The sequence below is a fragment of the Kosakonia sp. S42 genome, assembly GCF_016624785.1.
Taxonomy (GTDB): domain Bacteria; phylum Pseudomonadota; class Gammaproteobacteria; order Enterobacterales; family Enterobacteriaceae; genus Kosakonia; species Kosakonia cowanii.
In genome coordinates, this window is the sequence record NZ_JACVTW010000002.1 from 318680 (window position 1) to 344161 (window position 25482).

The 25482-nt window shown below is 55.0% G+C and carries 20 protein-coding genes; 13 read left to right on the top strand and 7 right to left on the bottom strand.

The window, feature by feature from the left end; translation table 11 throughout:
- Positions 1–571: 571 nt before the first annotated feature.
- Positions 572–1123, bottom strand: coding sequence for a serine acetyltransferase (locus IAE50_RS04885; protein WP_232045162.1), 552 nt, complete (start codon positions 1121–1123; stop codon positions 572–574).
- 440 nt (positions 1124–1563) lie between these two features.
- Between IAE50_RS04885 and IAE50_RS04890 the strand changes: the two genes are divergently transcribed.
- Entirely contained in the window at positions 1564–2733 is a 1170-nt protein-coding gene (locus IAE50_RS04890) for a DNA repair protein (RefSeq protein WP_042715491.1), read from the top strand.
- Between the two features lie 29 nt (positions 2734–2762).
- Here the strand turns inward: IAE50_RS04890 and IAE50_RS04895 are convergent, their stop codons facing one another.
- A complete protein-coding gene (locus tag IAE50_RS04895) occupies positions 2763–3533 on the bottom strand; it encodes a siderophore-interacting protein (RefSeq protein WP_200579718.1) in 771 nt (256 codons plus the stop codon).
- A 238-nt stretch (positions 3534–3771) separates the two neighbouring features.
- Here IAE50_RS04895 and IAE50_RS04900 point away from each other — a divergent pair, with 238 nt between their 5' ends.
- Positions 3772–4284, top strand: coding sequence for a PadR family transcriptional regulator (locus IAE50_RS04900; protein WP_200579719.1), 513 nt, complete (start codon positions 3772–3774; stop codon positions 4282–4284).
- Here the strand turns inward: IAE50_RS04900 and IAE50_RS04905 are convergent.
- The gene (locus tag IAE50_RS04905; RefSeq protein ID WP_200134731.1) at positions 4281–5843 is read right to left on the bottom strand and encodes a methyl-accepting chemotaxis protein; all 1563 of its coding nucleotides are present in this window, start codon (positions 5841–5843) and stop codon (positions 4281–4283) included. The genes IAE50_RS04900 and IAE50_RS04905 overlap by 4 nt on opposite strands.
- Before the next feature lie 431 nt (positions 5844–6274).
- On the bottom strand, positions 6275–7795 hold the full coding sequence (locus IAE50_RS04910) for a PAS domain-containing methyl-accepting chemotaxis protein (RefSeq protein ID WP_200579720.1): 1521 nt from the start codon (positions 7793–7795) through the stop codon (positions 6275–6277).
- A gap of 430 nt (positions 7796–8225) precedes the next feature.
- Between IAE50_RS04910 and ygjG the strand changes: the two genes are divergently transcribed.
- Both ygjG and IAE50_RS04920 read left to right on the top strand, forming a co-directional pair.
- Positions 8226–9605: a putrescine aminotransferase gene (ygjG, locus tag IAE50_RS04915; protein WP_200579721.1), complete on the top strand. Its 1380-nt coding sequence runs from the start codon at positions 8226–8228 to the stop codon at positions 9603–9605.
- Positions 9606–10061: 456 nt separating this feature from the next.
- Entirely contained in the window at positions 10062–12083 is a 2022-nt protein-coding gene (locus tag IAE50_RS04920) for an NADPH-dependent 2,4-dienoyl-CoA reductase (protein ID WP_200579722.1), read from the top strand.
- A gap of 354 nt (positions 12084–12437) precedes the next feature.
- On the opposite strand, the gene rlmG is transcribed toward IAE50_RS04920, so the two are convergent.
- On the bottom strand, positions 12438–13568 hold the full coding sequence (rlmG, locus tag IAE50_RS04925) for a 23S rRNA (guanine(1835)-N(2))-methyltransferase RlmG (protein WP_042715479.1): 1131 nt from the start codon (positions 13566–13568) through the stop codon (positions 12438–12440).
- A gap of 70 nt (positions 13569–13638) precedes the next feature.
- Here rlmG and IAE50_RS04930 point away from each other — a divergent pair, with 70 nt between their 5' ends.
- The 4 genes from IAE50_RS04930 to sstT all read left to right on the top strand — a co-directional run bounded on the left by IAE50_RS04930 (position 13639) and on the right by sstT (position 17902).
- Complete coding sequence (locus tag IAE50_RS04930; protein WP_023480715.1) at positions 13639–14130, top strand: M48 family metallopeptidase; 492 nt, start codon at positions 13639–13641, stop codon at positions 14128–14130.
- Positions 14131–14212: 82 nt separating this feature from the next.
- On the top strand, positions 14213–15211 hold the full coding sequence (locus IAE50_RS04935) for a Gfo/Idh/MocA family protein (RefSeq protein WP_094422181.1): 999 nt from the start codon (positions 14213–14215) through the stop codon (positions 15209–15211).
- A gap of 240 nt (positions 15212–15451) precedes the next feature.
- Complete coding sequence (locus tag IAE50_RS04940; protein ID WP_094422183.1) at positions 15452–16417, top strand: TerC family protein; 966 nt, start codon at positions 15452–15454, stop codon at positions 16415–16417.
- Between the two features lie 240 nt (positions 16418–16657).
- Positions 16658–17902, top strand: coding sequence for a serine/threonine transporter SstT (sstT, locus tag IAE50_RS04945; RefSeq protein ID WP_200579723.1), 1245 nt, complete (start codon positions 16658–16660; stop codon positions 17900–17902).
- A gap of 70 nt (positions 17903–17972) precedes the next feature.
- On the opposite strand, the gene IAE50_RS04950 is transcribed toward sstT, so the two are convergent.
- Positions 17973–19460, bottom strand: a complete 1488-nt coding sequence (locus IAE50_RS04950; RefSeq protein WP_200579724.1) for a UxaA family hydrolase — start codon at positions 19458–19460, stop codon at positions 17973–17975.
- A gap of 17 nt (positions 19461–19477) precedes the next feature.
- Entirely contained in the window at positions 19478–20890 is a 1413-nt protein-coding gene (gene uxaC, locus IAE50_RS04955; protein ID WP_200579725.1) for a glucuronate isomerase, read from the bottom strand.
- A gap of 466 nt (positions 20891–21356) precedes the next feature.
- On the opposite strand from uxaC, the gene IAE50_RS04960 reads away from it, so the two are divergent.
- The 5 genes from IAE50_RS04960 (at position 21357) to IAE50_RS04980 (ending at position 25460) form a co-directional block, all read left to right on the top strand.
- A complete protein-coding gene (locus IAE50_RS04960; RefSeq protein ID WP_042715470.1) occupies positions 21357–22658 on the top strand; it encodes an MFS transporter in 1302 nt (433 codons plus the stop codon).
- Between the two features lie 122 nt (positions 22659–22780).
- Positions 22781–23557, top strand: coding sequence for a transcriptional regulator ExuR (exuR, locus tag IAE50_RS04965; RefSeq protein WP_042715469.1), 777 nt, complete (start codon positions 22781–22783; stop codon positions 23555–23557).
- Between the two features lie 333 nt (positions 23558–23890).
- On the top strand, positions 23891–24553 hold the full coding sequence (gene yqjA, locus IAE50_RS04970) for a DedA family general envelope maintenance protein YqjA (RefSeq protein ID WP_042715467.1): 663 nt from the start codon (positions 23891–23893) through the stop codon (positions 24551–24553).
- Positions 24554–24559: 6 nt separating this feature from the next.
- The gene (mzrA, locus tag IAE50_RS04975) at positions 24560–24946 is read left to right on the top strand and encodes an EnvZ/OmpR regulon moderator MzrA (protein ID WP_200579726.1); all 387 of its coding nucleotides are present in this window, start codon (positions 24560–24562) and stop codon (positions 24944–24946) included.
- Positions 24947–25091: 145 nt separating this feature from the next.
- Positions 25092–25460, top strand: a complete 369-nt coding sequence (locus IAE50_RS04980) for a DUF1090 domain-containing protein (RefSeq protein WP_042715465.1) — start codon at positions 25092–25094, stop codon at positions 25458–25460.
- Positions 25461–25482: the final 22 nt, after the last annotated feature.

Sequence of the window (25482 nt, forward strand, 5' to 3'; positions counted from 1 at the left end):
CTGAATACAAGAAAATCCTTAACAATAAAGGGCTAACAAAGAGCACAAGCTTCAGATTTAACTTAATCATATAAAACATATAACAAAGCGGTTTGAGTGAATTAGAGATATTGACCAGGCATGAAGCTGAACAAAAAATAACCACAATAGCGCTTATCTTCTGCTTCGAAAGAGATATGTCTGATGTGAAAAACCTCAATGGCATTCATCTAAAATCATACTTAGCGCTATTCTCAATATGATAATTAAGTCCGGGGGGAATAATAGGCCGCTGCTAAATCAAGAGATAAAGTTACAAAGCAATGAGACATATATTCTTCGTTACGTGAAGCGCACGATTGTCGTTGCTCAGGCGAGCACGTTAAATGGATGCAACTCTTTTGGCAGAGCACAGAAAAAAGCGGAAATCAGGGTGGGGATTCAGGCCATATAGATGGTTTCGCCCGGCGTTTTAGTCATCATCAGTACAACAACCTTCCACTCTAACCCGCCAGGGCGACATTCAGGAGGCGGTATTGAGATTGAGCGAATACCGCGGCTGATAATTTCTTCGTTAAGCTGTGATCGCCTTTTACTTAGATCTGACTTGTCTCTTATGGCTGGTGCGTGGCAGCATCGGGACAAAATCATTCCCTCGCGGGGTCATAACCGATTGCTTGCGGGTAATAAAAATCGTGTCCGATGGAATATCTTTATTCACGAACGACATGGCGCCAATCACCACGTTATCGCCAATGGTGATTGAACCCACCAGGCATGAGTTTGCGCCGATATCGACGTTATCACCGATGCGAATAAAGTCGTTGTCCGTCATTCCCTGCACAACGCCAATGGTGGTGTTTTGCCGGATAGTGAAGTTAGCGCCAATACGGGCGCTGTAGGTGATAACGACGCCGGTATGGTGGGGTATATGCAGTCCGGGCCCTATTCTGGCCTCAAGATCGATATCCGCCGCGAATTTGCTTTTAATCATATTAGAGAGTGATTCAGCGACCCGCTTCTGGCGCTTGTTGCCATGCTCATTCATTTCACTGGCGAGGCGCCACCAGAATAAAAAATTCCTGCGGCGGTTCTTTTTCTCTCTGAGAAGGCGGCGAAACGAGAATTTATCTTTGCGAATCACCTCAATGCGCCAGAACTCGCGCAGATCGTGTGCCTTAGACGAGAAAATAAAAAAGAGGCATGTTAACAGTTTGATAGTGATTCTCCTGCCCCTCTCGCGAACGCTAACGGGGGATTCATAATTTCCTCACAATCATAACATTTGAAACAATTACCGACAAAGCGCTGTTCGGTACATCCTCTGTATGCCGCTGTTTGATATCCTGCCGCTGCGAGGAACTCTCACCCTTCGGAGCATCTCTACACCCGCCTGACTTCCCATTTTTAGCCGCTTATCGCGCAATTAAAATGCCATAAGCGCAATTTTCATAGAAAGACTAACGCATTGAAATGTGCCCATGTAATATGAGGCCGGGCTATTGCGACTTTCGCCTTCGTGGTCCAGATTTGATGAATAACGACTCCCCTTAACAGACTCATTAAGCGCTTTGACGAAACGCCATGAACAAACCAATAAAACGGCTTGAAATCATCAAATACGCCATTGAACTGGAGGATGACAGCATCATCCTCAGCCAGCTTCCTTTGCTGAAAACGGAAGTGACCGACCCGGAGTTAGCGTTTATTGTTCACGCGCTCGAAGAGAAGAACTACAGCGATGCGATGCGCGCCATTACGGCGTGGCTACAGAGCCAGCGCTCGGTCGTCAGTTGGCAAGATCCTCAGGTTTCCGCCAGCAAGCTGGAACTCAAAGCGCTGGAGGAGCAGCTCCGCGAGCTTATCGATAAGCGCAATGCGCGCATTCAGCAACTGGATGAATTTAACGATCTCTACTTAACTCGCCTTGGGCCGCTGATGTCGCAGATCCTGCGCCTGCGTAAAATGCTGGCTGAAGCCGCTGTGCGTCGCCAGGAAGCGGAAGCACGTCGCCGCGAAGCTGATTATCTGCGCTGCCAGAAATACCTCTCGCAGGCGGTGAATGTGCTGGTGACGCTCACGCAGCGCTGGCAGAGCATGCCGCCGCACTCGATGCAGGCGGCTGAAGCGCGTAAACATCTCCAGCAGCAAAGCGAACTGATCGCCTCTCTGCTGGCAGAAGCGCAGGAGCTGGAGCGTGGTCTGACGCGCGAAGAGGAGCCGACGCGCCAGGCGCGCGACGAAGCGCGTCAGGAATACGAAAGCTATCAAGAGCAGCAGCACGACGCGGAAAAACGCTTCAGCTTCGAGCAGAAGATGTCAGAAGAGGAGCGCCATGAGCTGAAGCGCCTCTGGCGACAGGCGAGTAAACTCTGTCACCCCGATCTGGTCGACAGCGAGATGAAAAACGATGCCAATAGCATGATGGTGCAGCTCAATCAGGCCCGTCAACGCGGCGATCTGAGCGCGATTCGCTCCATGCTCAGCCGCCTGCAAAAAGGGCTGGAGCCGCTAATGGCCAGCGACAGGCTGAACGATGTCCAGCGTCTGCGTCAGCGCATTGTGGAAGTGAAGCAGCACATCGCCACGCTGATTGAAGAGTTAATGACGCTGGATAAAGAGGAGACCTGGCAGTTGGTCTCTTCCCTCGGCGATCGGGAAACCTATTTCCGCCAGCAGGAGAAAGCGCTGGCAGAGATCCGTGAATCCCTTGAACAGCAGGTTAACGAAGCCGAATACGACGAAGTTGCCTGATATGCGCCCGGCGCTCTGCCGGGCCGCAATTACTTTTTATGCCAGTAAGCCTGCGCGCGAACGCACTGCTGATCGATAGCGTCCGTTTCAAACCGCGCCTTCAGCGATTTCACCACCTCCCCCTCCCCGGTCAGCCAGATAAAATAGTCCTCACCCGGTATAGTCAGCGCCGCCAGCTTTTCCGCCACTTTCTGCGGCTGATGCCCAATCACATACTCAATATCAAAACCTTCCAGGTGTGCGAGGTAATCCTGATAAGCGGCATTATCGATGGTTACCAGCGCCTTCACCTGCGGGCGCCGCGCAAGCTGGCTTATCGCCTCCAGCCGACGGCGCAATGCCGGCATACCGGACTCGTCGCACACGTAGAGTTGCCAGGCGTAATCTTCCGGCACCACCAGCGAACCGCGTGGCCCGCCGATAGTCAGCAGATCTCCGGCCTGCGCGTGAAGCGCCCAGTTGCTCGCCACACCGCCGTCGTGAATGTAAAAATCGAGAGTCAGTTCATTGCGGCTGGCATCAAAGAGCGGCGTATAGTCGCGCGACAGCGGACGTGGCCCATCGCCCCAGTTAATGCCCTCATCGGTTACCTCTGGCGGAACAAAAGGAGCGCCCTCCTGCGGGAAGAAAACTTTGGTGTGGTCATCGAAACCGCGTGAGCTAAAGCCATCGAGCTGCTCGCCGCCAAGCACAATGCGCTGAAAGCCCTCGCTTGCCCGCTCAACGCGCAAAACGGTTAACTGGCGAAAACGCAGCTCATTACGCACGCGCTGCGGATAACGTGAAGAAGTTGTGGTCATAATCAGCCCTACTGAATGTGAAATAGATATATCTAAATTTTGTGCAAATGATAATGATTGTTGTTTATGGGGAAGGCAAGATCTTTTTAAGATATAGCGACAACCAAGAGCACGCGCTGACAAAATCACTATTTAAAATCATTATTATCAATAAGATATAAATAAGACGTTAAACCAGCCTGTTATCAGACAGAGTTTAGATATAGATTAGATATATCGAATTAACACGGAGAGTAGGATGCGCCATTTACACGACAGTCACGATAACGAACACCACGGCGGCCGTCGGCAGCGCTTTTTTGGCCACGGCGAGTTACGCCTGGTGCTGCTGCATCTGCTGCGCGACAGCGCCAGCCACGGCTATGAGCTTATCAAAGCCATCGAAACGCTGACCGAGGGAAACTACACGCCCAGCCCCGGCGTGATCTACCCGACTCTCGATCTGTTGCGCGATCAGCATTTGATTACTATCAGCGATGAGGAGAATGGGCGCAGGGTGATTGCGATAACCCGCCACGGCCAGCAGTGGCTGGATGAGAGCCAGCAGCAGCTGGCGCAGATTCTGGAGCGGGTTAAAGCACGGAATGTCGGCTATCAGTTACGCAGAGATCCACAGATGAAGCGGGCGCTGGCGAACTTTAAAGCCGTGCTCGATTTGCGCGTGAATCAGCAGGCGCTTAGCGCCGCGCAGCTTAAACAGATAATTGGCATTATCGACCGCGCGGCGCTGGAGATATCCCAGCTGGATTAAGCCGGCATTGGCGCTTCACGCAGGCGGAAGACCTTCACCAGTTCGCGCAGATGCAGCGCCTGGTCGTTCAGTGCCGCGGCTGCCGCAACAGACTCTTCCACCAGGCTTGAGTTCTGCTGGGTGGTGGAGTCAATCAGGCCGATAGCGCTGTTAATCTGCGAAATGCCGTCGGTCTGCTCGCGGCTCGCCTGGCCGATTTCACGCAGGATCACATCCATCTCTTCGACGTTGGTCACCATACCGTTAATCAGCGCGCTGGCTTTCTCCACCAGCGCCATCCCTTCACGGGTCTGGCTGGCCGAGCTCTCGATCAGATGGCGAATATCATTCGCCGACGAGGCGCTTTTCTGCGCCAGTTGACGCACTTCACCGGCCACCACGGCAAAACCACGGCCATGCTCACCGGCACGCGCCGCTTCAACCGCGGCGTTCAACGCCAGAATGTTGGTCTGGAAGGCAATCGCATCAATCAGGTTGATGATGTCGGACATGCGGTTAGAGGTGTCGTTGATAACCCGCATCTTCTCGGTGACCTGCATCATCATCTCGCCGTTGCTCTTCACCACCGTCGCGGCATCCGCCGACAGCGTGGTGGCTTCAGAGGTGTGATCGGCTGTGTTCTTCACGGTTGCCGTGATCTGCTCCATGGATGCCGCCGTCTGCTCAACGGAACTTGCCTGCTCTTCCGTACGCGCCGCCAGATCCTGGTTGCCGGCAACAATCTGCGCCGCCGCGCTGGAGATATTTTCAGAGCCGTTCTGTACCTGATGCACAATCTCCACCAGGCGGTTTTTCATCTCCATCAGCGCACGCAACAGCGTTCCGGTCTCATCATGATGACGAGAGTCAATGGAGCGGGTTAAGTCGCCATCGGCGATCGCTTCCGCAAAAGTGACTGCTTCACGAAGCGGACGAGTGATCATTCGCGCGATCACCACGCCAATCAGGCTACCGAGGGCAATACTGATCGCCGCCAGCGCAATCAGCAACAGGCGGTTGGAGCCGAAGTCATTCTGCACCTGTTCACCCGCGTCACGCATCTGCTGATCCTGGATGGCAATCAGTTCCTGCACTTTCGCTTTATAGGCGTTCTGGACGTTGATGGTATTGGTCATCATCTCCTGAATGGCAGCCGGGCGATCGTTGCGCTTTACCGCATCGAGGATGCGAAAACGGGAGTCGAGGTACTGTTGGCGCACGGTGCGGATCTCAGCAAGGATTTGCTGCGACTGCTCGTCGCGCAAGTTTTTCGAGAGATCGGTCAGTAAGGCAGAGATACGCGAGCTAATCGCCGCCAGCTGTTTCTGGGAATCAGCCGACCATTTACCGTCCGTATCCAGCAGCATTAATTGTTGCGTACTGACGAACGTCTGGAAATTATCAATCAGCTCGTTTGCTTTTACGGTCGTGGGATAATCCTCATGCACAATTTCTTGCATACCGTTGTTGGCACGATTAAGGCTGAAAAGCGAGAAACAGGAACTCACCACCATCAATACAATAAAGAATCCGAATGCCAGAAATAATTTCGTACCGATTTTTACATCATGTAAAAACATATCTTCTCCGTGGATTTGAATGTCTTGCTGACAAAAGCTTTGAACCCTAATTCAGAAGGCACGCTTAAGTCCCCGGCGCGAATGGAAACCCTGTCGCCACCAGACGTTATCGGTAACGTAAATGCTAACTTTATGAGTTTGATCGTTTTTTTATTAAATTAATTGACCATTGGATAGCCATGAGCTATCAATTTAGCGTCATTGATCGTTATTTGTTTCGTTTTCTTATTATTTCATGAATATATTAATGGGAGTTAACTAGAGTTAATGGGAAATTAAATTTCAAGCTAACTAATTTATTCAATCCAGCCCTAACAAAATATCATTTAATAAAAAAGTAACAATTAAGAATAAATTATTAACATCAAACCGCATTACCAGAAATAAAAAAACCGCCAGCAGATGCGGCGGTTTTTTTAATTAAATATCTTTTAATGTAATACGGAAACTGCGTCCTGCAGCCGACCTGCGCGCTGTTTTACCATTGACGACACTTCCGCGCTCTGCTCAACCAGCCCGGCGTTTTTCTGCGTAATCGCATCCAGCTCCGCCACGGCGCGCGTCAGATCCGCAAGCCCCGTCGCCTGCTCAGAGGTGGACTGGCTAATCTGGGCAATCAGGGCGGTGACATCTTTAACCTGGGCCACAATATCGTCCATCGTGCGGCCTGCTGCGTGAACCTGGTCGGAGCCGGATTGCACTTTACTGGCGCTGGCATCAATCAGTTTACGGATATCATTCGCGGCGTTTGCGCTGCGGCTTGCCAGGTGACGAACTTCCCCGGCAACCACCGCGAAGCCTTTGCCCTGCTCCCCTGCCCGCGCAGCCTCAACCGCGGCGTTCAGCGCAAGAATATTGGTCTGGAAAGCGATATCGTTAATCAGCGCGGTGATGGAGCCGATACGCTGCGTGCTGTCGGCAATCTCATCCATGGTTTTCACCACCGTTTCCATCGCTTTACCGCCGTGAGCGGCGGCGTTGCTGGCGGAACTGGAGAGCTTATCTGCCGCAGACGCCGTTTCCGAGTTGCTCTGTACCGACGCGGCCATCTGGCCCATCGTCGCCACAGTCTGCTGCACGTTAACCACCGTCTGGCGTGTACGCTCATTCAAATCGTCGTTGCCCTTCGCCAGCGTTTCGCTGCCGTTAAGCACGCTGCTCACCTGACCAGAGACATCGTTTATCAGCCAGCGGCACATCAGCCCCAACTGACCGACCGAGCGCAGGATCAGCCCCACTTCATCGCTGCGGTTGAGGAAATCGACGCTGTTACGATCGCCCGTCGCCACACTTAGCGCCTGCTTTGCCACATTCTCGACCGGGCGAACAATCTGCCACTCAAACGCCAGCGCGCCCAACAGCGTTACCAGCGTACTGACCAGCATCGACACAGGATGCGCGCCAGTGAACCACAGCGCCGCCAGCTGTGCGCCCCACAGCAGCGTCATGACGCCGCGCGCCCGCCAGCGCAGCGGAAGTGTGGCTACGTTCCCAAATAAGCCTTTACCCAGTACAAGACCTTTATGCAGGCGCTTTTTGCTGCGCCCCTCATTTAATGCGCTGTAGAGCGGCTCAACTGCCGCGATCTCCTGCTCCGTCGCGCGGGTGCGGATCGACATATAGCCGGTCACTTCGCCGTTACGCACCATCGGAATGGCATTGGCACGCACCCAGTAGTGATCGCCATTTTTACGGCGGTTTTTCACAATACCGCTCCACGGCTCGCCCTGTTTCAGGGTGAACCACATATCGGCAAATGCCGCTTTCGGCATATCTGGATGGCGCACAACATTGTGCGGCTGGCCGTTTAACTCATTGAGGTGATAGCCGCTGGCATGAATAAACGCATCGTTAGCGTGAGTGATGTAGCTCTGCGTATCAGTGGTGGACATCAGCGTGGTGTCATCGTCCAGCGGGAAGTTGCGCTGGCTGACATAAAGAGGAGAAGACATGGTTGCGTCCTGTGCAGGTTATATTGCCGTGAAAAAATTATTGCGAATGTTATTTCGGCGATAATGAATTTATCTTTAGTTGTTAAATTTGATTTAGATCGCAAATCCGCAGAAAACCCTGATTTTGATAGGTTTGTTAAGATATTGATTTTAATAGTTACAGCCTGAAAACACTTAGTTGCGCTAACGGGTTATGCCCCATTTTCATGCATTCGACGCACTTTTTTGGCGCAAAGGGCTTTTTCACCTCCTCGCCTCGCGCTTTTTAACAATGCTGTAACCTATTTTTAGCCCAGACGGCATGATTAAATCTTGTACGATTTGGCTTTCACCTGGCGTTTATCCCGATTTCTCTGCCCGCCGCCGAAGTGGCGTAATCCCTGCAATACTTTAATCAGTATCACGTGATACGCGACTCCTGGAGCTTATTTTGAACAGGTTACCTTCCAGCGCATCCGCTTTAGCGTGCAGCGCTCACGCCCTGAATCTCATTGAGAAGCGAACGCTTGATCATGAGGAGATGAAAGCTTTAAACCGAGAGGTGGTGGATTACTTTAAAGAGCATGTTAACCCGGGGTTTTTAGAGTATCGAAAATCTGTAACTGCCGGCGGGGATTACGGAGCCGTAGAGTGGCAAGCAGGCAGTCTGAATACGCTTGTCGACACCCAGGGAGTGGAGTTTTTAGATTGCCTGGGTGGATTTGGTATTTTCAATGTGGGGCACCGTAATCCAGTTGTCGTTTCCGCCGTACAGAACCAACTCGCCAAACAACCTCTGCACAGCCAGGAGCTTCTCGACCCGCTACGGGCGATGCTGGCAAAAACGCTGGCGGCGCTCGCGCCCGGCAAACTCAAATACAGCTTCTTTAGCAACAGCGGCACGGAGTCCGTTGAAGCGGCGCTGAAACTGGCGAAAGCCTATCAATCTCCGCGCGGGAAATTCTCCTTTATCGCCACCAGCGGCGCGTTCCACGGTAAATCTCTTGGCTCGCTCTCGGCGACGGCGAAGTCGACCTTCCGTAAACCCTTTATGCCGCTGCTACCGGGCTTTCACCATGTGCCGTTTGGCGATATTGATGCCATGCGCACGGCTCTAAGCGAAGGGCAAAAAACCGGGGATGACGTTGCGGCAGTGATCCTCGAGCCGATTCAGGGTGAAGGGGGCGTGATCCTGCCTCCGCCGGGCTATCTGCCTGCAGTGCGTAAGCTGTGCGATGAGTTTGGCGCGCTGCTTATTTTTGACGAAGTGCAAACCGGTATGGGGCGCACCGGCAAGATGTTCGCCTGCGAGCATGAAAATGTGCAGCCGGACATTATGTGTCTAGCCAAAGCTCTCGGCGGCGGCGTGATGCCGATTGGCGCGACCATCGCGACCGAAGAGGTCTTCTCGGTGCTGTTTGATAACCCGTTCCTGCACACCACGACTTTCGGCGGTAATCCGCTGGCCTGTGCGGCGGCGCTGGCCACCATTAATGTGCTGCTGGAAGAGAACCTGCCGGCGCAGGCGGAGCAGAAAGGCGACATGCTGCTGGATGGCTTCCGTGCGCTGGCGCGTGAGTATCCCGATCTGGTACAGGATGTGCGTGGGCGAGGGATGCTAATGGCGCTGGAGTTTGTGAATAACGGGACGGGGTACAATTTTGCCAGCCAGATGTTCCGCCAGCACGTGCTGGTGGCCGGTACGCTCAACAATGCGAAAACCATTCGTATTGAGCCGCCGCTCACGCTCACCATTGAGCAGTGCGAACAGGTGCTGCGCGCCGCAGGCGAAGCGTTGTCCGCGCTGCGCGTTTCAGTAGAGCCGGTATAGCACTCTGCCCGATGGCGCTTCGCTTATCGGGCCTACAACTGCACTCACCGTAGGCCGGATAAGGCGTAGCCGCCATCCGGCATTCTTGCCCGATGGCGCTTCGCTTATCGGGCCTAAAAACCGCACTCACCGCAGGCCGGATAAGGCGCCAGCCGCCATCCGGCATTCTTGCCCGATGGCGCTTCGCTTATCGGGCCTAAAAACCGCACTCACCGTAGGCCGGATAAGGCGCCAGCCGCCATCCGGCATTCTGCCCGATGGCGCTTCGCTTATCGGGCCTACAAACCGCACTCACCGTAGGCCGGATAAGGCGTAGCTGCCATCCGGCATTTCCTCTGCCCGCACTTTTTTGAATTCCATCACAATCATTCGCTCCCGCTTTTCCCTTCTGTTGTCGCGGCGGCTACAGTAGAACTCATCCGACCACATAACAATAATTTTACATTGGAAGAGAGCATGAGCCACTACCCGTCACTGTTCGCCCCGCTGGATCTGGGTTTTACCCAGCTTAAAAACCGTGTGCTGATGGGGTCGATGCACACCGGTCTGGAGGAGCGCCCGGACGGCGCCGAGCGGCTGGCGGCCTTCTATGCCGAGCGCGCCCGCCATGGCGTGGCACTGATTGTCACGGGCGGCATCTCCCCCGCCCTTTCCGGCGTGACAATGGAGGGTGCCGCGGTGCTGAACGATATCAGCCAGCTGCCGCACCATCGGCACATTACCGATGCGGTGCATCGGGAGGGAGGCAAAATTGCGCTGCAAATCCTGCATACCGGTCGCTACAGTTTTCAACCTAACCTGGTCGCCCCTTCCGCCATTCAGGCACCGATCAATCGCTTCAAACCTCACGAACTGAGCCATGATGAAATTCTTAGCCTGATTGAGGATTTCGCCCGCTGCGCGTATCTGGCACAACAGGCTGGTTACGACGGTGTCGAGGTGATGGGCTCGGAAGGTTATCTGATTAACCAGTTTCTCGCCGCACGCACCAACCAGCGGGAAGATGAGTGGGGCGGTGATTATGCTCGCCGGATGCGTTTTCCCCTCGAGGTGGTGCGGGCGATCCGTGAGCGCGTCGGGGAGAACTTCATCCTGATTTATCGCCTGTCGATGCTCGATCTGGTGGAGGGCGGCGGCACGCTGGATGAGACCATCGCGCTGGCGCAGGCTGTTGAAGCGGCAGGCGTCACGCTTATCAATACCGGGATCGGCTGGCATGAAGCGCGGATCCCAACCATTGCCACACCGGTGCCGCGCGGGGCGTTTAGCTGGGTGACGCGCAAGCTGAAAGGCAAAGTCAACGTCCCGCTGATCACCACCAACCGCATTAACGATCCGCAGGTGGCTGAGGCGATCCTTGCGCGTGACGATGCGGATATGGTGTCGATGGCGCGCCCTTTCCTCGCCGACGCGGAGCTGTTAAGCAAAGCGCAGAGCGGCCGGGAAGAGGAGATCAACACCTGCATTGGCTGCAACCAGGCGTGTCTGGATCAGATCTTTTACGGCAAAGTCACCTCCTGCCTGGTCAACCCGCGCGCCTGCCATGAAACGCTGATGCCGATCTTCCCGGCAGAGCAGAAGAAAAACCTCGCGGTGGTTGGCGCAGGCCCTGCCGGGCTGGCTTTTGCGGTGAATGCCGCCGCGCGCGGGCACAGCGTAACGCTGTTTGATGCGCAGGCTGAGATCGGTGGACAGTTTAACGTCGCCAAGCAGATCCCTGGTAAAGAGGAGTTTTATGAAACCCTGCGTTACTACCGGCGGATGATCGACAAAACCGGCGTCGCACTCTGCCTTAATCAGCGTGTCGATTCCGGTATGCTGACGCTGTTTGATGAGGTGATCCTCGCCTGCGGCATTGAGCCGCGCATGCCGCTTATCGACGGCATCGATCACCCGAAGGTGCTGAACTATCTCGACGTGCTGCGCGATAAAGCGCCGGTCGGTGAACGCGTGGCGATCGTCGGCTGCGGCGGGATCGGCTTTGATACCGCGGTCTATTTAAGCCAGCCGGGGGAGTCGACCAGCCAGAATATCGCTGAATTCTGTGTTGAGTGGGGAATTGATACCAGCCTGAATGAGGTCGGCGGCCTGCGTCCGGAAGGGCCGCAATTGCCGAAAAGCCCGCGGCAGATTGTGATGCTGCAACGCAAAGCCAGCAAGCCGGGCGACGGGCTGGGAAAAACCACCGGCTGGATCCACCGCGCCACGCTGCTGTCGCGCGGGGTGAAGATGATCCCGGCGGTGAGTTACCAGAAGATCGACGATGAGGGTTTACATATTCTGGTCGGCGGCGAGCCGCAGGTGCTGGCGGTGGATAATGTGGTGATTTGTGCAGGCCAGGAGTCGCGACGCGAGCTGGCCGAACCGCTGCGCGAAGCCGGTAAACCGGTGCATTTGATTGGCGGCTGCGATGTGGCGATGGAGCTGGATGCCCGCCGGGCGATAGCCCAGGGCACGCAACTGGCGTTAACCATTTAAAAAAATGCCTGATGGCGCTGCGCTTATCAGGCCTACGGGGTTTGAGACGTTGTAGGCCGGATAAGGCGTGAGCCGCCATCCGGCAAAGGCCTGATGGCGCTGCGCTTATCAGGCCTACGGAGTTTGAGACGTTGTTGGCCGGATAAGGCGTAAGCCGCCATCCGGCAGAGCGCCTGATGGCGCTGCGCTTATCAGGCCTGTGGGGTTTGAGATGTTGTAGGCCGGATAAGGCGTGAGCCGCCATCCGGCAGAGCGCCTGATGGCGCTGCGCTTATCAGGCCTACAGATTCTGAGACGTTGTAGGCCGGATAAGGCGTAAGCCGCCATCCGGCAAGGCGCCTGATGGCGCTGCGGTTAGCGCTTTTTGCGCACTTTAACCGATTTGAGGATCACGAATTTATTGTTGGTCGCCACGGTTTCGCAGTTGCCAAACACGCGTTTGAGCTTGCGGAAATAGTCGAGATGGCGATTGCCGACAATACGTAATTCACCGCCATACTTCAGGCAGCGGCGCGCATCGTTAAACATCTGCCAGGCAATGTGATCGGTGATGGCACTCTGCTGATGAAATGGCGGATTACAGAGCACCGCCGCAAAGCGATCCGGCTCAATGCCGGAGAGCGCGTTGTTAATCATAAACTCACAGCGCTCCATATCCTCCGGCAGGTTGCTCTCCACGTTCAGACGCGAAGAGGCGACCGCCATGGCTGACTCATCAACAAACAGCACCTGCGCCTGCGGGTTGCTGGCCAGCAGTTGCAGGCCAATCACGCCATTGCCGCAGCCGAGATCGACCATCTCGCCCTCGACATTTTCCGGCAGATGTTGCAGGAAAAAGCGTGCGCCGATATCCAGCCCGCTGCGGGAAAAAACATTCGCGTGGTTGTGAATGGTCCATGGCGTACCATCCAGCTTCCAGCTTGCCAGCAGCGAGGTTTCAACAGGCGCCGGAGCGTTAAAGGTGCAGTTGATCAGGCGCGCTTTGCGCCATGCCAGCGTCGTGGTGGTCGGGCCGAGGATCTTTTCAAACAGCGCCATCGTCGAATTGTGAATATCACGGGTTTTCGCACCGGCGATAATCCGCGTCTGCGGCGTAACCACCTCGCGCAGAGCGCGCAGCTGCTGTTCAAGCAGCGCCAGCTGTTTCGGTATTTTGATCAGCACTAAAGCCGGATTGGCCGGCAGCGGGCTGAGGCAATCCTGAAAAGTGACCGCCTCTTCATCCAGATCGTTAATGCGCAGGTTGTGCTGCGTTGCCAGCTCGGCAATAAAGGAGTCATTAATCGACACCGGATGATGGGCCGCCAGCGCACAGGCCAGCGCGCCGAAGCTGTCGTTGAAGATCAGAACCGGGCCATCGACCGCATCCACCTGTTGCAGAAGATACTCATCCGCTGCATCCCACGCCTGTAGCGACGCCTCTTCCACGCCGACAGGGAATCTGTCTAAAGTGAATGACTGTCCGTTTAACTCAACCTGGCTCATCGACCCTCCGCAATGCTAAAATTCGCGCGTTTTATCGCTCAATTACGTAAGGATGTAAACACATTTCACCATGAAGACCCTAACCTATCTTCAGGGCTATCCTGAATCCCTGCTGGCGCAGGTACATACGCTGATTGAGCAGAACCGTCTGGGCGAGGTGCTGGCAAAACGCTACCCCGACAGCCACGGCGTCACCACCGATAAAGCGCTCTATCACTACACGCAAGAGATGAAAAATCAGTTTCTGCGTAACGCCGCGCCGGTGAATAAAGTGATGTATGACAGCAAAATTCATGTGCTCAATAATGCCCTTGGCCTGCACACCGCCATTTCCCGCGTGCAGGGCGGCAAGCTGAAAGCGAAAGCGGAGATTCGCGTCGCCACCGTTTTCCGCGATGCGCCGGAAGCCTTTCTGCGCATGATCGTGGTCCATGAACTGGCGCACCTGCGCGAGAAAGAGCATAACAAAGCCTTTTACCAGCTCTGCTGTCATATGGAGCCGCAGTACCACCAGCTTGAGTTCGATACCAGGCTGTGGTTGACCCATCTCGCCTTGCGCTAAGCATGCGCGCCAGCGCACTGGTTTTGTCATGTTGACGTGCTAGAGTGACAGCGGAACCCTTTAACGGAGAAGTAGCGCCTTTATGATACGTTTCGCTGTCATAGGGACAAACTGGATCTCGCGCCAGTTTGTCGATGCCGCCCATGAAACGGGCAAATACAGACTTACCGCCGTCTATTCCCGCAGCCTTGAACAGGCGCAAACCTTCGCCACCGACTACCCTGTCGAGCATCTCTTTACCTCACTTGAGGAGATGGCGCAGAGCGATGCGATTGACGCGGTCTATATTGCCAGCCCCAACTCCCTCCACTTTTCCCAGACGCAGCTGTTTCTCAGCCATAAAAAGCATGTGATCTGCGAAAAACCGCTGGCCTCAAACCTGCGCGAAGTGGAAGCCGCCATCGCCTGCGCCCGTGAAAATCAGGTGGTGCTGTTTGAAGCTTTCAAAACCGCCAGCCTGCCGAACTTCCTGGTGCTGAAACAGTCGCTGGCGAAAGCGGGCAAGCTGCGTAAAGCCTTTATTAACTACTGCCAGTACTCGTCGCGCTATCAGCGTTTTCTCGACGGCGAAAACCCCAACACCTTCAACCCGGCGTTCTCAAACGGGTCGATTATGGATATCGGGTTTTACTGCCTCGCCTCGGCGGTGGCGCTGTGGGGCGAACCGCACAGCGTGCAGGCCTCGGCGAGCCTGCTCTCAAGCGGCGTCGACGCGCACGGCGTGGTGGTGATGAATTACGGCGATTTCAGCGTCACGCTGCAACACTCGAAAGTGAGCGATTCGGTGCTGGCGAGTGAGATTCAGGGTGAAGCGGGCTCACTGGTGATTGAAAAGATTTCCGAATGCCAGAAGCTCGCCTTTATCCCGCGCGGCGGCAAAGCGCAGGAGCTGACCCAGCCGCAGCATATCAACACCATGCTGTATGAAGCCGAAACCTTCGCGCGGCTGGTGGAGGAGAGTGAGGTGAATCACCCGGGACTCGCCGTCAGCCGCATTACGGCGAAACTGCAAACGGAGATCCGCCGCCAGACCGGTGTCGTCTTCCCGGCCGATGATGTCAGCGCCCAGCTCCCTGCGTAAAGCTTCGTAAGAAGCGCTGGCGACACATTGACCAGCTCAATGTGTTGACATAATTTGTTACCAGCAAAGGGGAGTAACTTCTTCGCCGGTGGGTCGTCATTACGGTGCGTTAAGCACCCGGTCGCCGGGCGTCGTTATCGACGTAAGTGAGACCTTGCCGGAAGGCGAGATCCCCCTGCACCAGGCAAGCGGCTAACGTCTTCTGACGTTGGCCGTTTTTGTTTGCGTGAGGATCTGGTGATGAATAGTGTTGGCACACCGATGTTATGGGGCGTTTTCGCCGTTGCCGTGGTAATGATGCTGGCGATCGACCTTCTGCTTCAGGGGCGTCGCGGCGCACATACGATGACCATGAAGCAGGCGGCCGTGTGGTCAGTGGTGTGGGTTAGCCTGTCGCTGCTGTTTAATGCCGCCTTCTGGTGGTATCTGACGCAAACCGAAGGGCGCGCGGTCGCAGATACCCAGGCGCTGGCGTTCTTAACCGGTTATCTGATTGAAAAAGCCCTGGCGGTGGATAACGTATTTGTCTGGCTGATGCTGTTTAGCTACTTTGCCGTCCCTGCGGCGTTGCAACGCCGGGTACTGATCTACGGCGTGCTTGGGGCGATCGTGCTGCGTACCATCATGATCTTCGCCGGTAGCTGGCTGATTACCCAGTTCTCATGGCTGCTCTACGTTTTTGGTGCTTTCCTGCTCTTTACCGGCGTGAAGATGGCGTTGGCGAAAGAGGATGAGAAGGGCATTGGCGATAAACCGGTGGTGCGCTGGCTGCGTAGCCATCTGCGCATGACCGACAGCATCGAAAGTGAACACTTTTTTGTGCGCAAAAACGGTCTGCTGTATGCCACGCCGCTGCTGCTGGTGCTGATTCTGGTGGAGCTGAGCGATGTGATCTTTGCCGTCGACAGCATCCCGGCGATCTTCGCCGTTACTACCGATCCCTTTATCGTCCTCACCTCTAACCTGTTTGCTATTTTGGGACTGCGCGCGATGTACTTCCTGCTGGCGGGCGTGGCGGAGCGCTTCTCGATGCTCAAATATGGTCTGTCAGTGATTCTGGTGTTTATCGGTATCAAGATGCTGATCGTCGATTTCTTCCATATCCCGATTGCCATCTCCCTTGGTGTGGTGGGCGGCATTCTGGTGCTGACGCTGCTGATTAATAGCTGGGTTAACTACCAGAACGACAAGAAAAACCGCGCGTAAGCCGTAAATCGCCGCTCTGCCACCCCGGCGAGCGGCGATTTACCACTCCCTGTCGTGCTGGTCACAAAATGCCGACGGCAAAAATGAAAAAGACGCGCCAGAGCGTAAAAGTAGAAATCTCTCTCTTCCCTGTTCTCACAGAGTTCATATACTCCTTTCAGCAAACAATTGTTACATCCTGACAAAGCTCTGTTTAAAAGAGCAGCGGGGTGTGATTCCACAACACGAAAGGAAAATGGCATGACAACACACCGCTCCGCGGGGTTGCTACAACGTTTCGTTGATGGCAGCCTGGTGAAACAGATTCTTATTGGCCTCGTTCTGGGGATTTTACTGGCGTGGATCTCAACGCCCGCCGCTATCGCCACCGGTATACTCGGTACGCTGTTTGTCAGCGCCTTAAAAGCCGTTGCGCCGGTGCTGGTATTGATGCTGGTGATGGCGTCCATTGCCGGGCACCAGCAGGGCCAGCGCACACACCTTCGTCCGGTACTGTTTCTTTATCTTCTCGGCACCTTCTCTGCCGCGCTTACCGCGGTGGTGGTCAGTTTTCTCTTCCCTTCCACGCTTCAGCTCGCGCCCGGTGCCAGCGATATTACGCCGCCCTCCGGCATTATTGAGGTTCTGCGCGGCTTGCTGACCAGCATGATTGCCAACCCGGTGACGGCAATGATGGAAGCAAACTATATCGGTATCCTGGTGTGGGCCGTCGGGCTGGGTTTTGCCCTGCGTCACAGCAGTGAGACGACGAAAAAGATGGTGCAGGATATGTCGGGCGCCGTCACCTTTATGGTGCGGATCGTGATTCGTTTTGCGCCGATTGGCATTTTCGGTCTCGTCTCCTCGACCCTTGCCACGTCGGGTTTCGGCGCGCTGTTAGGCTATGCGCAACTGCTGCTGGTGCTGGTGGGCTGCATGGCATTTGTCGCACTGGTCATTAACCCGCTGCTGGTCTACTGGAAGATCCGCCGTAACCCCTACCCGCTGGTCTTGACTTGCCTGCGCGAAAGCGGCGTAACGGCCTTTTTCACCCGCAGCTCGGCGGCGAATATCCCGGTCAATATGACGCTGTGTGAAAAGCTCAATCTCGATCGCGACACCTACTCCGTCTCCATCCCGCTGGGAGCAACCATTAATATGGCGGGCGCGGCGATCACCATTACCGTGCTGGCGCTGGCGGCGGTACATACGCTGGGCATTACGGTCGATCTGCCGACGGCGCTGCTGCTGAGCGTGGTGGCGTCGCTCTGTGCTTGCGGTGCATCGGGTGTGGCGGGCGGCTCGCTGCTGCTCATCCCGCTGGCCTGCAACATGTTCGGTATCTCCAACGATGTCGCCATGCAGGTGGTGGCTGTCGGCTTTATCATCGGCGTGTTGCAGGACTCCTGCGAAACCGCGCTCAACTCCTCAACCGATGTGCTGTTTACCGCTGCGGTGTGTCAGGCGGAAGATGAGCGGCTGGTAAAGAACGCGCTGCGTAGCTAACCGGCGGAGAGGCAAAAAAAAGCGGCGCTGTCAGGGTAGCGCCGCTTTGCTTAGTGCACCTCAGTGCGATTTATAAAGTTACGCCACTTTTGAAGATGGCTAACTCACGGAAATCATTTTTCTCATTGCAGGTTTGCTTGCCGTTAGCAATATCAACAATCACATCGACAAACTCCTCCAGAAGCTGCGGCATTGCTTTGCCGTGGATCAACTGACCTGCATCAAAATCGATCCAGTGTTTCTTTTTCGCCGCCAGCTCACTGTTGGTGGCGATTTTCACCGTCGGCACAAAACCGCCGTAGGGCGTCCCGCGACCGGTGCTGAACAACACCATATGGCAGCCGGCACCGGCTAACGCGCTGGTCGCCACCGCATCGTTGCCCGGTGCGCTCAGCAGATTAAGGCCGTGGGTTTGCAGACGCTCGCCGTAGCGCAGCACATCAACCACCTGGCTGGCACCCGCTTTCTGCGTACAGCCCAGCGACTTCTCTTCCAGCGTGGTGATGCCGCCCGCTTTGTTGCCCGGCGACGGGTTCTCATAGATCGGCTGATTGTGAGCAATAAAGTACTGTTTGAAGTCGTTAACCATGGTCACGGTCTTCTCAAAGGTACTTTCGTCACGACAGTGGCTCATCAGAATGCGCTCAGCGCCGAACATCTCCGGCACTTCGGTCAGCACCGTGGTGCCGCCGTTGCCAATCACATAATCAGAGAAGCGGCCGAGCATCGGGTTGGCGGTAATACCGGAAAGCCCGTCAGAGCCGCCACACTCCAGCCCAAATTTCAGCTCGCTCAGTTTACCCGGCTCGCGCTTATCGTGACGCATCGCCTCATAGAGCGCATGCAGATGCTCAAGCCCCGCTTCCACTTCGTCATCCTGGTGTTGGCAGACCATAAAGTGGACGCGGTCAGCATCAAATTCACCCAGCGTCTGGCGGAAAGCGTCAACCTGGTTGTTTTCACATCCAAGGCCAATCACCAGCACCGCGCCCGCATTCGGATGACGCACCATGTTTTGCAGCATGGTGCGCGTATTGATGTGGTCGTCGCCCAGCTGTGAGCAGCCGTAGGTATGGCTGAAGAGGTAAACGCCGTCGATATCTTCGGCGTCATGGGTCTCTTTCAGGAAGCGGTTCTGGATCTGACGGGCGATGCCATTCACGCAGCCGACCGTCGGCAGGATCCACAACTCATTACGGATCCCCACTTCCCCATTCGCCCGGCGGTAGATCTGCACGTCACGATCGCCCGCCTGGCTGCCCTCATCCTGAAAATCAGGTTGATAGCTATACTCGTCCAGATCGCTGAGGTTCGTTCGCGCATTGTGGGAATGGATATACTCGCCCGACGCGATATCTGACGTCGCATGACCAATCGGCAGACCATATTTAACAATGTTTTCGCCCTGCTTAATGGTGTGCAGCGCAAACTTGTGCCCGCGCGATACGGCCTGGCGCAGCTGTACGGTCTGGTTGTCGATAATGACTTCCGCGCCTTCAGCAAGATCGGCCAGCGCTACTGCGACGTTATCCAGCGAATGGATCTTGATGTATTGCATATCAACCTCAAACGGCCCTAGTTCAGTTCAATCGCGAAGTAATCACGCGCATTGTTAAAGCAGATGTTTTTCACCATTTCACCCAGCAGCTGAATGTCAGCCGGGGCTTCGCCCGCTTCCACCCAGCGGCCAATCATCTGGCAGAGGATGCGGCGGAAATATTCATGACGGGTATAGGAGAGGAAGCTGCGGCTGTCGGTCAGCATGCCGACAAAGCGGCTCAGCAGGCCAAGCTGCGCAAGCTGGGTCATCTGACGCTCCATGCCATCTTTCTGATCGTTAAACCACCAGCCGGAGCCGAACTGCATTTTGCCCGGCATGCCTTCACCCTGGAAGTTACCGATCATCGTACCCAGCACTTCGTTATCGCGCGGGTTCAGGCAGTAAAGGATGGTTTTCGGCAGCAGGTTATCTTCATTCTGCTTACTCAGCAGTTTAGATAGCTCTTCCGCCAGCGGACGGTCGTTAATGGAGTCGAAGCCGACATCCGGGCCGAGCAGCTTGAACTGACGCTGGTTGTTATTACGCAGCGCGCCAATGTGATACTGCTGCACCCATTCGCGACGGGCATACTCCGCGCCGAGCCATACCAGCACCGCAGTTTTAAACTGCGCCACCTCTTTTTCGCTCAGCGTTTCACCCGCCAGGCGACGCGCCAGAATGGCGTCCAGCTCTGATTCAGATGCTTCGGCAAACAGCACCACGTCCAGCGCGTGGTCAGAGACTTTACAGCCGTGCGCGGCAAAGTGATCGAGGCGTTTGGTCAGCGCGGTTTGCAGATCGGTAAAGCGGCGGATCTCGGTACCAGAGACTTCACCCAGTTTCGCCATATAGTCGTTAAAGGTCGCCTGTTCAATGTTGAAGGCTTTGTCCGGACGCCAGCTCGGCAGAACTTTGGTGCTGAAAGTCGTCTCTTTGGCGATTGCCGCGTGGTGCTCCAGGGAGTCAATCGGGTCATCGGTGGTGCCGACCATTTTGACGTTCATCTGCTGCATGATGCCGCGCGCGGAGAAGCTATCCTGCGCCAGCAGTGCGTTACCACGCTCCCAGATCTCATCAGCCGTTGCAGGCGACAACAGCTTACCTGTAATACCAAACGGGCGGCGCAGCTCAAGATGTGTCCAGTGGTATAACGGGTTGCCGATAGTGTGCGGTACGGTCGCCGCCCAGGCGTCAAACTTCTCACGATCCGACGCATCGCCGGTACAGAGACGCTCCGGCACGCCGTTAGTGCGCATCGCACGCCACTTGTAGTGGTCACCTTTCAACCAGATGTCATACAAGTTTTTGAAACGGTAATCTTCCGCGATCTGCTGCGGCGGCAGGTGGCAGTGGTAGTCGAAAATCGGCTGGTCTTTGGCGTAGTCGTGGTACAGACGGCGGGCAAATTCGGTATCTAGCAGGAAATCTTCGGTCATAAACGGGGTCATTATCGTCTTCCTCTCAACGAGTGCGTCTGATGTCTACCTTAATGCTGTCAAAGTTATCACACCAATTTCTATAGACCGAAGGTATTTTCGTGAGTTGGATCAATAAAAGCAGACAAAAACTGACACGCTAATTGGTTAAACCACCCGCCAGGCCGCGCCAAATCTGGCTCTCCGCGCCTAAGTTAAAGACCACACAAAGAAAAACACTTTTGTGATGTCACTCACCTTTTCAAGTTGTATGACAAGTTATCTTGCTGCCGTCGAATTGATAACCCGACGGAATGCATTCCCGATAAGACGTTAATCGGAATTAACGGTACGGACGCCGACTTACAAACAGAACGTTTACTGATGGCAGGCTTGGGCCGTAGCGGAACCTCTTTCCGGTTACGCCCTCCCGTTTCCACCCTCCGATGCGAGCGAAGGGTGTCCGCGCAAGCGGTAATAACATAACGATGAGGTTTACATGCGTAAAATCAAAGGATTACGTTGGTACATGATAGCGCTGGTGACGGTCGGCACCGTGCTTGGCTACCTGACACGTAACACCATAGCGGCAGCCGCTCCGACGTTGATGGAAGAGTTGCACATCTCGACTCAGCAATATTCGTATATCATCGCGGCCTATTCCGCGGCCTACACCATCATGCAGCCGGTTGCGGGCTACGTCCTCGACATTCTGGGCACCAAAATTGGTTACGCCTTCTTCGCAATTACCTGGGCTATCTTCTGCGGCGCGACCGCACTGGCAGGCAGTTGGGGCGGTCTGGCACTGGCACGCGGCGCCGTGGGCGCAGCTGAAGCGGCGATGATCCCGGCAGGCCTGAAAGCGGCTTCCGAATGGTTCCCGGCAAAAGAGCGCTCCATCGCCGTCGGCTACTTCAACGTCGGTTCATCGATTGGCGCGATGATTGCGCCGCCGCTGGTGGTATGGGCAATCGTTATGCACAGCTGGGAGATGGCGTTCGTTATCTCTGGCGTACTGAGCTTTATCTGGGCGATGGCCTGGCTCATCTTCTATAAGCACCCGCGCGATCAGAAAAAATTGAGCGAAGAGGAGCGTGAATACATCATTGGCGGTCAGGAAGCACAGCACCAGACCAACAACGGCAAGAAAATGTCCGTTCGCCAGATCCTTGGCACCCGCCAGTTCTGGGGTATCGCGCTGCCGCGTTTTCTGGCTGAACCAGCCTGGGGTACTTTTAACGCCTGGATCCCGCTGTTCATGTTCAAAGTGTATGGCTTTAACCTGAAAGAGATTGCGATGTTCGCCTGGATGCCGATGCTGTTCGCGGATCTCGGTTGTATCGTGGGCGGTTATCTGCCGCCGCTGTTCCAGCGCATCTTCGGCGTGAACCTGATTGTCTCGCGTAAAATGGTGGTCACCATGGGCGCGCTGCTGATGATTGGCCCAGGCATGATTGGTCTCTTCACCAGCCCGTATGTGGCGATTGGCCTGCTCTGTATCGGCGGCTTTGCGCACCAATCTCTCTCCGGCGCGCTGATTACGCTCTCTTCTGACGTATTTGGTCGTAACGAAGTAGCAACTGCCAACGGCCTGACCGGGATGGCAGCATGGATGGCAAGCACCATGTTTGCCCTGGTCGTGGGTGCGCTGGCAGATACCATCGGCTTTAGCCCGCTGTTTGCGGTACTGGCGCTGTTTGACCTGATGGGCGCGGTGCTCATCTGGACGGTGCTGAAAAACAAATCTGCCGAAGAGGTAGCAAAAGAGCAGGCTGTCGGCTCGCCCGCCGCACAAAGTTAGCCCCGCTTTTTTTAAAACTATTTAAAGCCGCCTGAGGGCGGCTTTTTCGTTATTGACAATGGTGAGAAGGCGCTAAAAGTGGTATAACAAATCCCATTATTGCCCTCTCCTCTGGAGCCTGTATGGAAATCTCCGAACCACGACGTCTCTACCAGCAACTTGCCGCCGAGCTTAAAAGCCGGATTGAGCAAGGCGTTTATCTTGTGGGAGAGAAGCTGCCCGCCGAACGCTTTATCGCCGATGAGAAAAGCGTCAGCCGGACCGTGGTGCGTGAAGCGATCATCATGCTCGAAGTGGAGGGGTATGTCGAAGTGCGTAAAGGCTCCGGCATTCACGTCATCTCCAACCAGGCGCGCCATACACAAGCGCCGGATGAGAATCTTGAGTTCGCCAGCTACGGTCCTTTTGAGCTGCTGCAGGCGCGCCAGCTGATTGAGAGCAATATCGCGGAGTTTGCTGCTACGCAGGTGACGAAGCAGGACATCATGAAGCTGATGGAGATCCAGGACAAAGCGCGCAAAGAGAAGTGCTTTCGTGACTCCGAATGGGATTTGCAGTTCCACGTACAGGTGGCGCTGGCAACGCAGAATACGGCCCTGGCCGCTATCGTTGAAAAGATGTGGACGCAGCGCGTGCACAACCCCTACTGGAAGAAACTGCACGACCATATCGACCTGCGCACCGTTGATAACTGGTGCGACGATCATGACCAGATTCTGAAAGCGCTGATCCGTAAAGATCCCCACGGCGCGAAGCTGGCGATGTGGCAGCACCTGGAGAACACCAAACAGATGCTTTTTAACGAAACCAGCGACGACTTTGAGTTCAATGCCGACCGCTACCTCTTCGCCGACAACCCGGTCGTTCATCTCGATACGGCGGCTAACGGCACGAAATAAAAAATCCTCTGCAGGCGCGCACTTACACCGCGCCTGTAAGAATTTTGGGTAAGTGAAAAGTATAGAGTGTCAGCGTGTGTAAATACCCTCGCCTCTTTCCGCCTTCCCCCGGCAAAATCACTTCTGAGCGCTTTTCTGACTGACGCATTACCTCAGCCTTTGTTACAATTGGATGCATTTCGCTTCTGTGTGAGTCAGCGCTTGCTCACAGCGCCTCACCAGGATGACCCCTGCACCGGATGTGCCACGAGCGACCATAATGTATGAGAACGTATCGCCGTGCTGTTTCGTACGTAGCAGACGTGACGTAAACCGATGTACCAGGAACACCGAATGGAACTTTTAAGCCAGTTACTTCACGCCCTTTGGAGCCAGGATTTTGAGACGCTGTCGCAGCCTGGCATGATCGGCATGCTCTATTTCGTTTTATTTGTCATTTTATTTCTGGAAAACGGTTTGCTGCCGGCGGCGTTTCTGCCCGGTGATAGCCTGCTGGTGCTGGTTGGCGTATTGATTGCCAAAGGTGCGCTGGGCTTTCCGCAAACTCTGTTACTGCTTACCGTCGCTGCGAGTACCGGCTGCTGGCTGAGCTACATTCAGGGGCGCTGGCTTGGCAATACGCGGCTGGTGCAGAAATGGCTCTCTCATCTTCCAGCCCACTACCACCAGCGCGCGCACCATCTGTTCCATAAACATGGGCTGTCGGCGCTGTTAGTTGGGCGCTTTATCGCATTTGTTCGCACGTTGCTGCCAACTATTGCCGGACTCTCTGGTCTGAGCAATACGCGTTTTCAATTTTTCAACTGGATGAGCGGCCTGCTGTGGGTGCTGATCCTGACAACGCTGGGTTACCTGTTGGGCATCACGCCGGTGTTTAAAAAGTATGAAGATGCGTTGATGTCCTGTTTGATGCTGCTTCCGGTGGTGCTGCTGGTGATTGGCCTGGTTGGCTCACTGGTGGTGTTGTGGAAGAAAAAACATAGCAATCGGAGCTAAAAGACAATGGAACTGCGTGCGCCTTTTCTGCGCTGGGTATTTACAAGCCTCACTGCTGCGGCGCTCTTTTGCGTGCTGTTTCTCGCCTGGACGGCGGTGCAAAATCGCGAGTCGACGCTTGCGATCCGCCCGCTGACGCAAAACATTACCGTGCCGGATGGTTTCTCCATCTGGCATCATCTCGACGCCAACGGCATTCACTTTAAAAGCATCACCCCGCAGGATGACACCCTGCTGATTAAATTCGACTCCAGCGAGCAGAGCGCCGCCGCCAAGGCCGTGCTGGATCGCACTCTCCCCCAGGGGTATGTCATTGCCGCTCAGGATGATGCCGACACCCAAACTTCTGCGTGGCTTAACCGCCTGCGCAACAGCACACTCAGATTCGGCTAACCTCTCCAGGATTCTGAATCTTTTCACTAACTTTGGTGTTTAGCCGTTACTTAACTATGCTTGAGTAACGGGACCAGGGTTCACATTACGTAACTGGATGCTGGCGTACCCTGTTTCGCCAGCTAACAACGGAAGGTTATCGATTATGAAAAACCGCATCGCTATGGCGCTGGCTCTTTTTTCCGTTAGCGCTCTTTCCCATGCTGCTTCACCGTGTCAGGAAAAAGAGCATGAGATCCAACGCGAAATCAGCTATGCCGAAAAGCATAACAATCAGAGCCGTATTGACGGGTTGAACAAAGCCCTGCGCGAAGTTCGCGCCAGCTGTTCTGATGAGAAGCTGCGCGCTGCGCATCAAAAGAAAATCGCTGAACAGAAAGAAGAGATTGCCGAGCGCCGTCGTGACCTGAGCGAAGCGAAAGAGAAAGGCGATGCGGACAAGATTCACAAGCGAGAGCACAAGCTGAAAGAGGCTCAGCAGGAGCTGAAATCTCTTGAAGCGCGTGACTACTGATTAAATGGAAATGACCACACAC

What these genes read in the sequence shown, in the direction of transcription:
- IAE50_RS04890 (WP_042715491.1), top strand. Translation starts at nt 1,564, where the DNA reads ATGAACAAACCAATAAAACGGCTTGAAATCATCAAATACGCCATTGAA.
- IAE50_RS04895 (WP_200579718.1), bottom strand. Translation starts at nt 3,533, where the DNA reads ATGACCACAACTTCTTCACGTTATCCGCAGCGCGTGCGTAATGAGCTG.
- IAE50_RS04900 (WP_200579719.1), top strand. Translation starts at nt 3,772, where the DNA reads ATGCGCCATTTACACGACAGTCACGATAACGAACACCACGGCGGCCGT.
- IAE50_RS04905 (WP_200134731.1), bottom strand. Translation starts at nt 5,843, where the DNA reads ATGTTTTTACATGATGTAAAAATCGGTACGAAATTATTTCTGGCATTC.
- IAE50_RS04910 (WP_200579720.1), bottom strand. Translation starts at nt 7,795, where the DNA reads ATGTCTTCTCCTCTTTATGTCAGCCAGCGCAACTTCCCGCTGGACGAT.
- IAE50_RS04920 (WP_200579722.1), top strand. Translation starts at nt 10,062, where the DNA reads ATGAGCCACTACCCGTCACTGTTCGCCCCGCTGGATCTGGGTTTTACC.
- rlmG (WP_042715479.1), bottom strand. Translation starts at nt 13,568, where the DNA reads ATGAGCCAGGTTGAGTTAAACGGACAGTCATTCACTTTAGACAGATTC.
- IAE50_RS04930 (WP_023480715.1), top strand. Translation starts at nt 13,639, where the DNA reads ATGAAGACCCTAACCTATCTTCAGGGCTATCCTGAATCCCTGCTGGCG.
- IAE50_RS04935 (WP_094422181.1), top strand. Translation starts at nt 14,213, where the DNA reads ATGATACGTTTCGCTGTCATAGGGACAAACTGGATCTCGCGCCAGTTT.
- IAE50_RS04940 (WP_094422183.1), top strand. Translation starts at nt 15,452, where the DNA reads ATGAATAGTGTTGGCACACCGATGTTATGGGGCGTTTTCGCCGTTGCC.
- sstT (WP_200579723.1), top strand. Translation starts at nt 16,658, where the DNA reads ATGACAACACACCGCTCCGCGGGGTTGCTACAACGTTTCGTTGATGGC.
- IAE50_RS04950 (WP_200579724.1), bottom strand. Translation starts at nt 19,460, where the DNA reads ATGCAATACATCAAGATCCATTCGCTGGATAACGTCGCAGTAGCGCTG.
- uxaC (WP_200579725.1), bottom strand. Translation starts at nt 20,890, where the DNA reads ATGACCCCGTTTATGACCGAAGATTTCCTGCTAGATACCGAATTTGCC.
- IAE50_RS04960 (WP_042715470.1), top strand. Translation starts at nt 21,357, where the DNA reads ATGCGTAAAATCAAAGGATTACGTTGGTACATGATAGCGCTGGTGACG.
- exuR (WP_042715469.1), top strand. Translation starts at nt 22,781, where the DNA reads ATGGAAATCTCCGAACCACGACGTCTCTACCAGCAACTTGCCGCCGAG.
- yqjA (WP_042715467.1), top strand. Translation starts at nt 23,891, where the DNA reads ATGGAACTTTTAAGCCAGTTACTTCACGCCCTTTGGAGCCAGGATTTT.
- mzrA (WP_200579726.1), top strand. Translation starts at nt 24,560, where the DNA reads ATGGAACTGCGTGCGCCTTTTCTGCGCTGGGTATTTACAAGCCTCACT.
- IAE50_RS04980 (WP_042715465.1), top strand. Translation starts at nt 25,092, where the DNA reads ATGAAAAACCGCATCGCTATGGCGCTGGCTCTTTTTTCCGTTAGCGCT.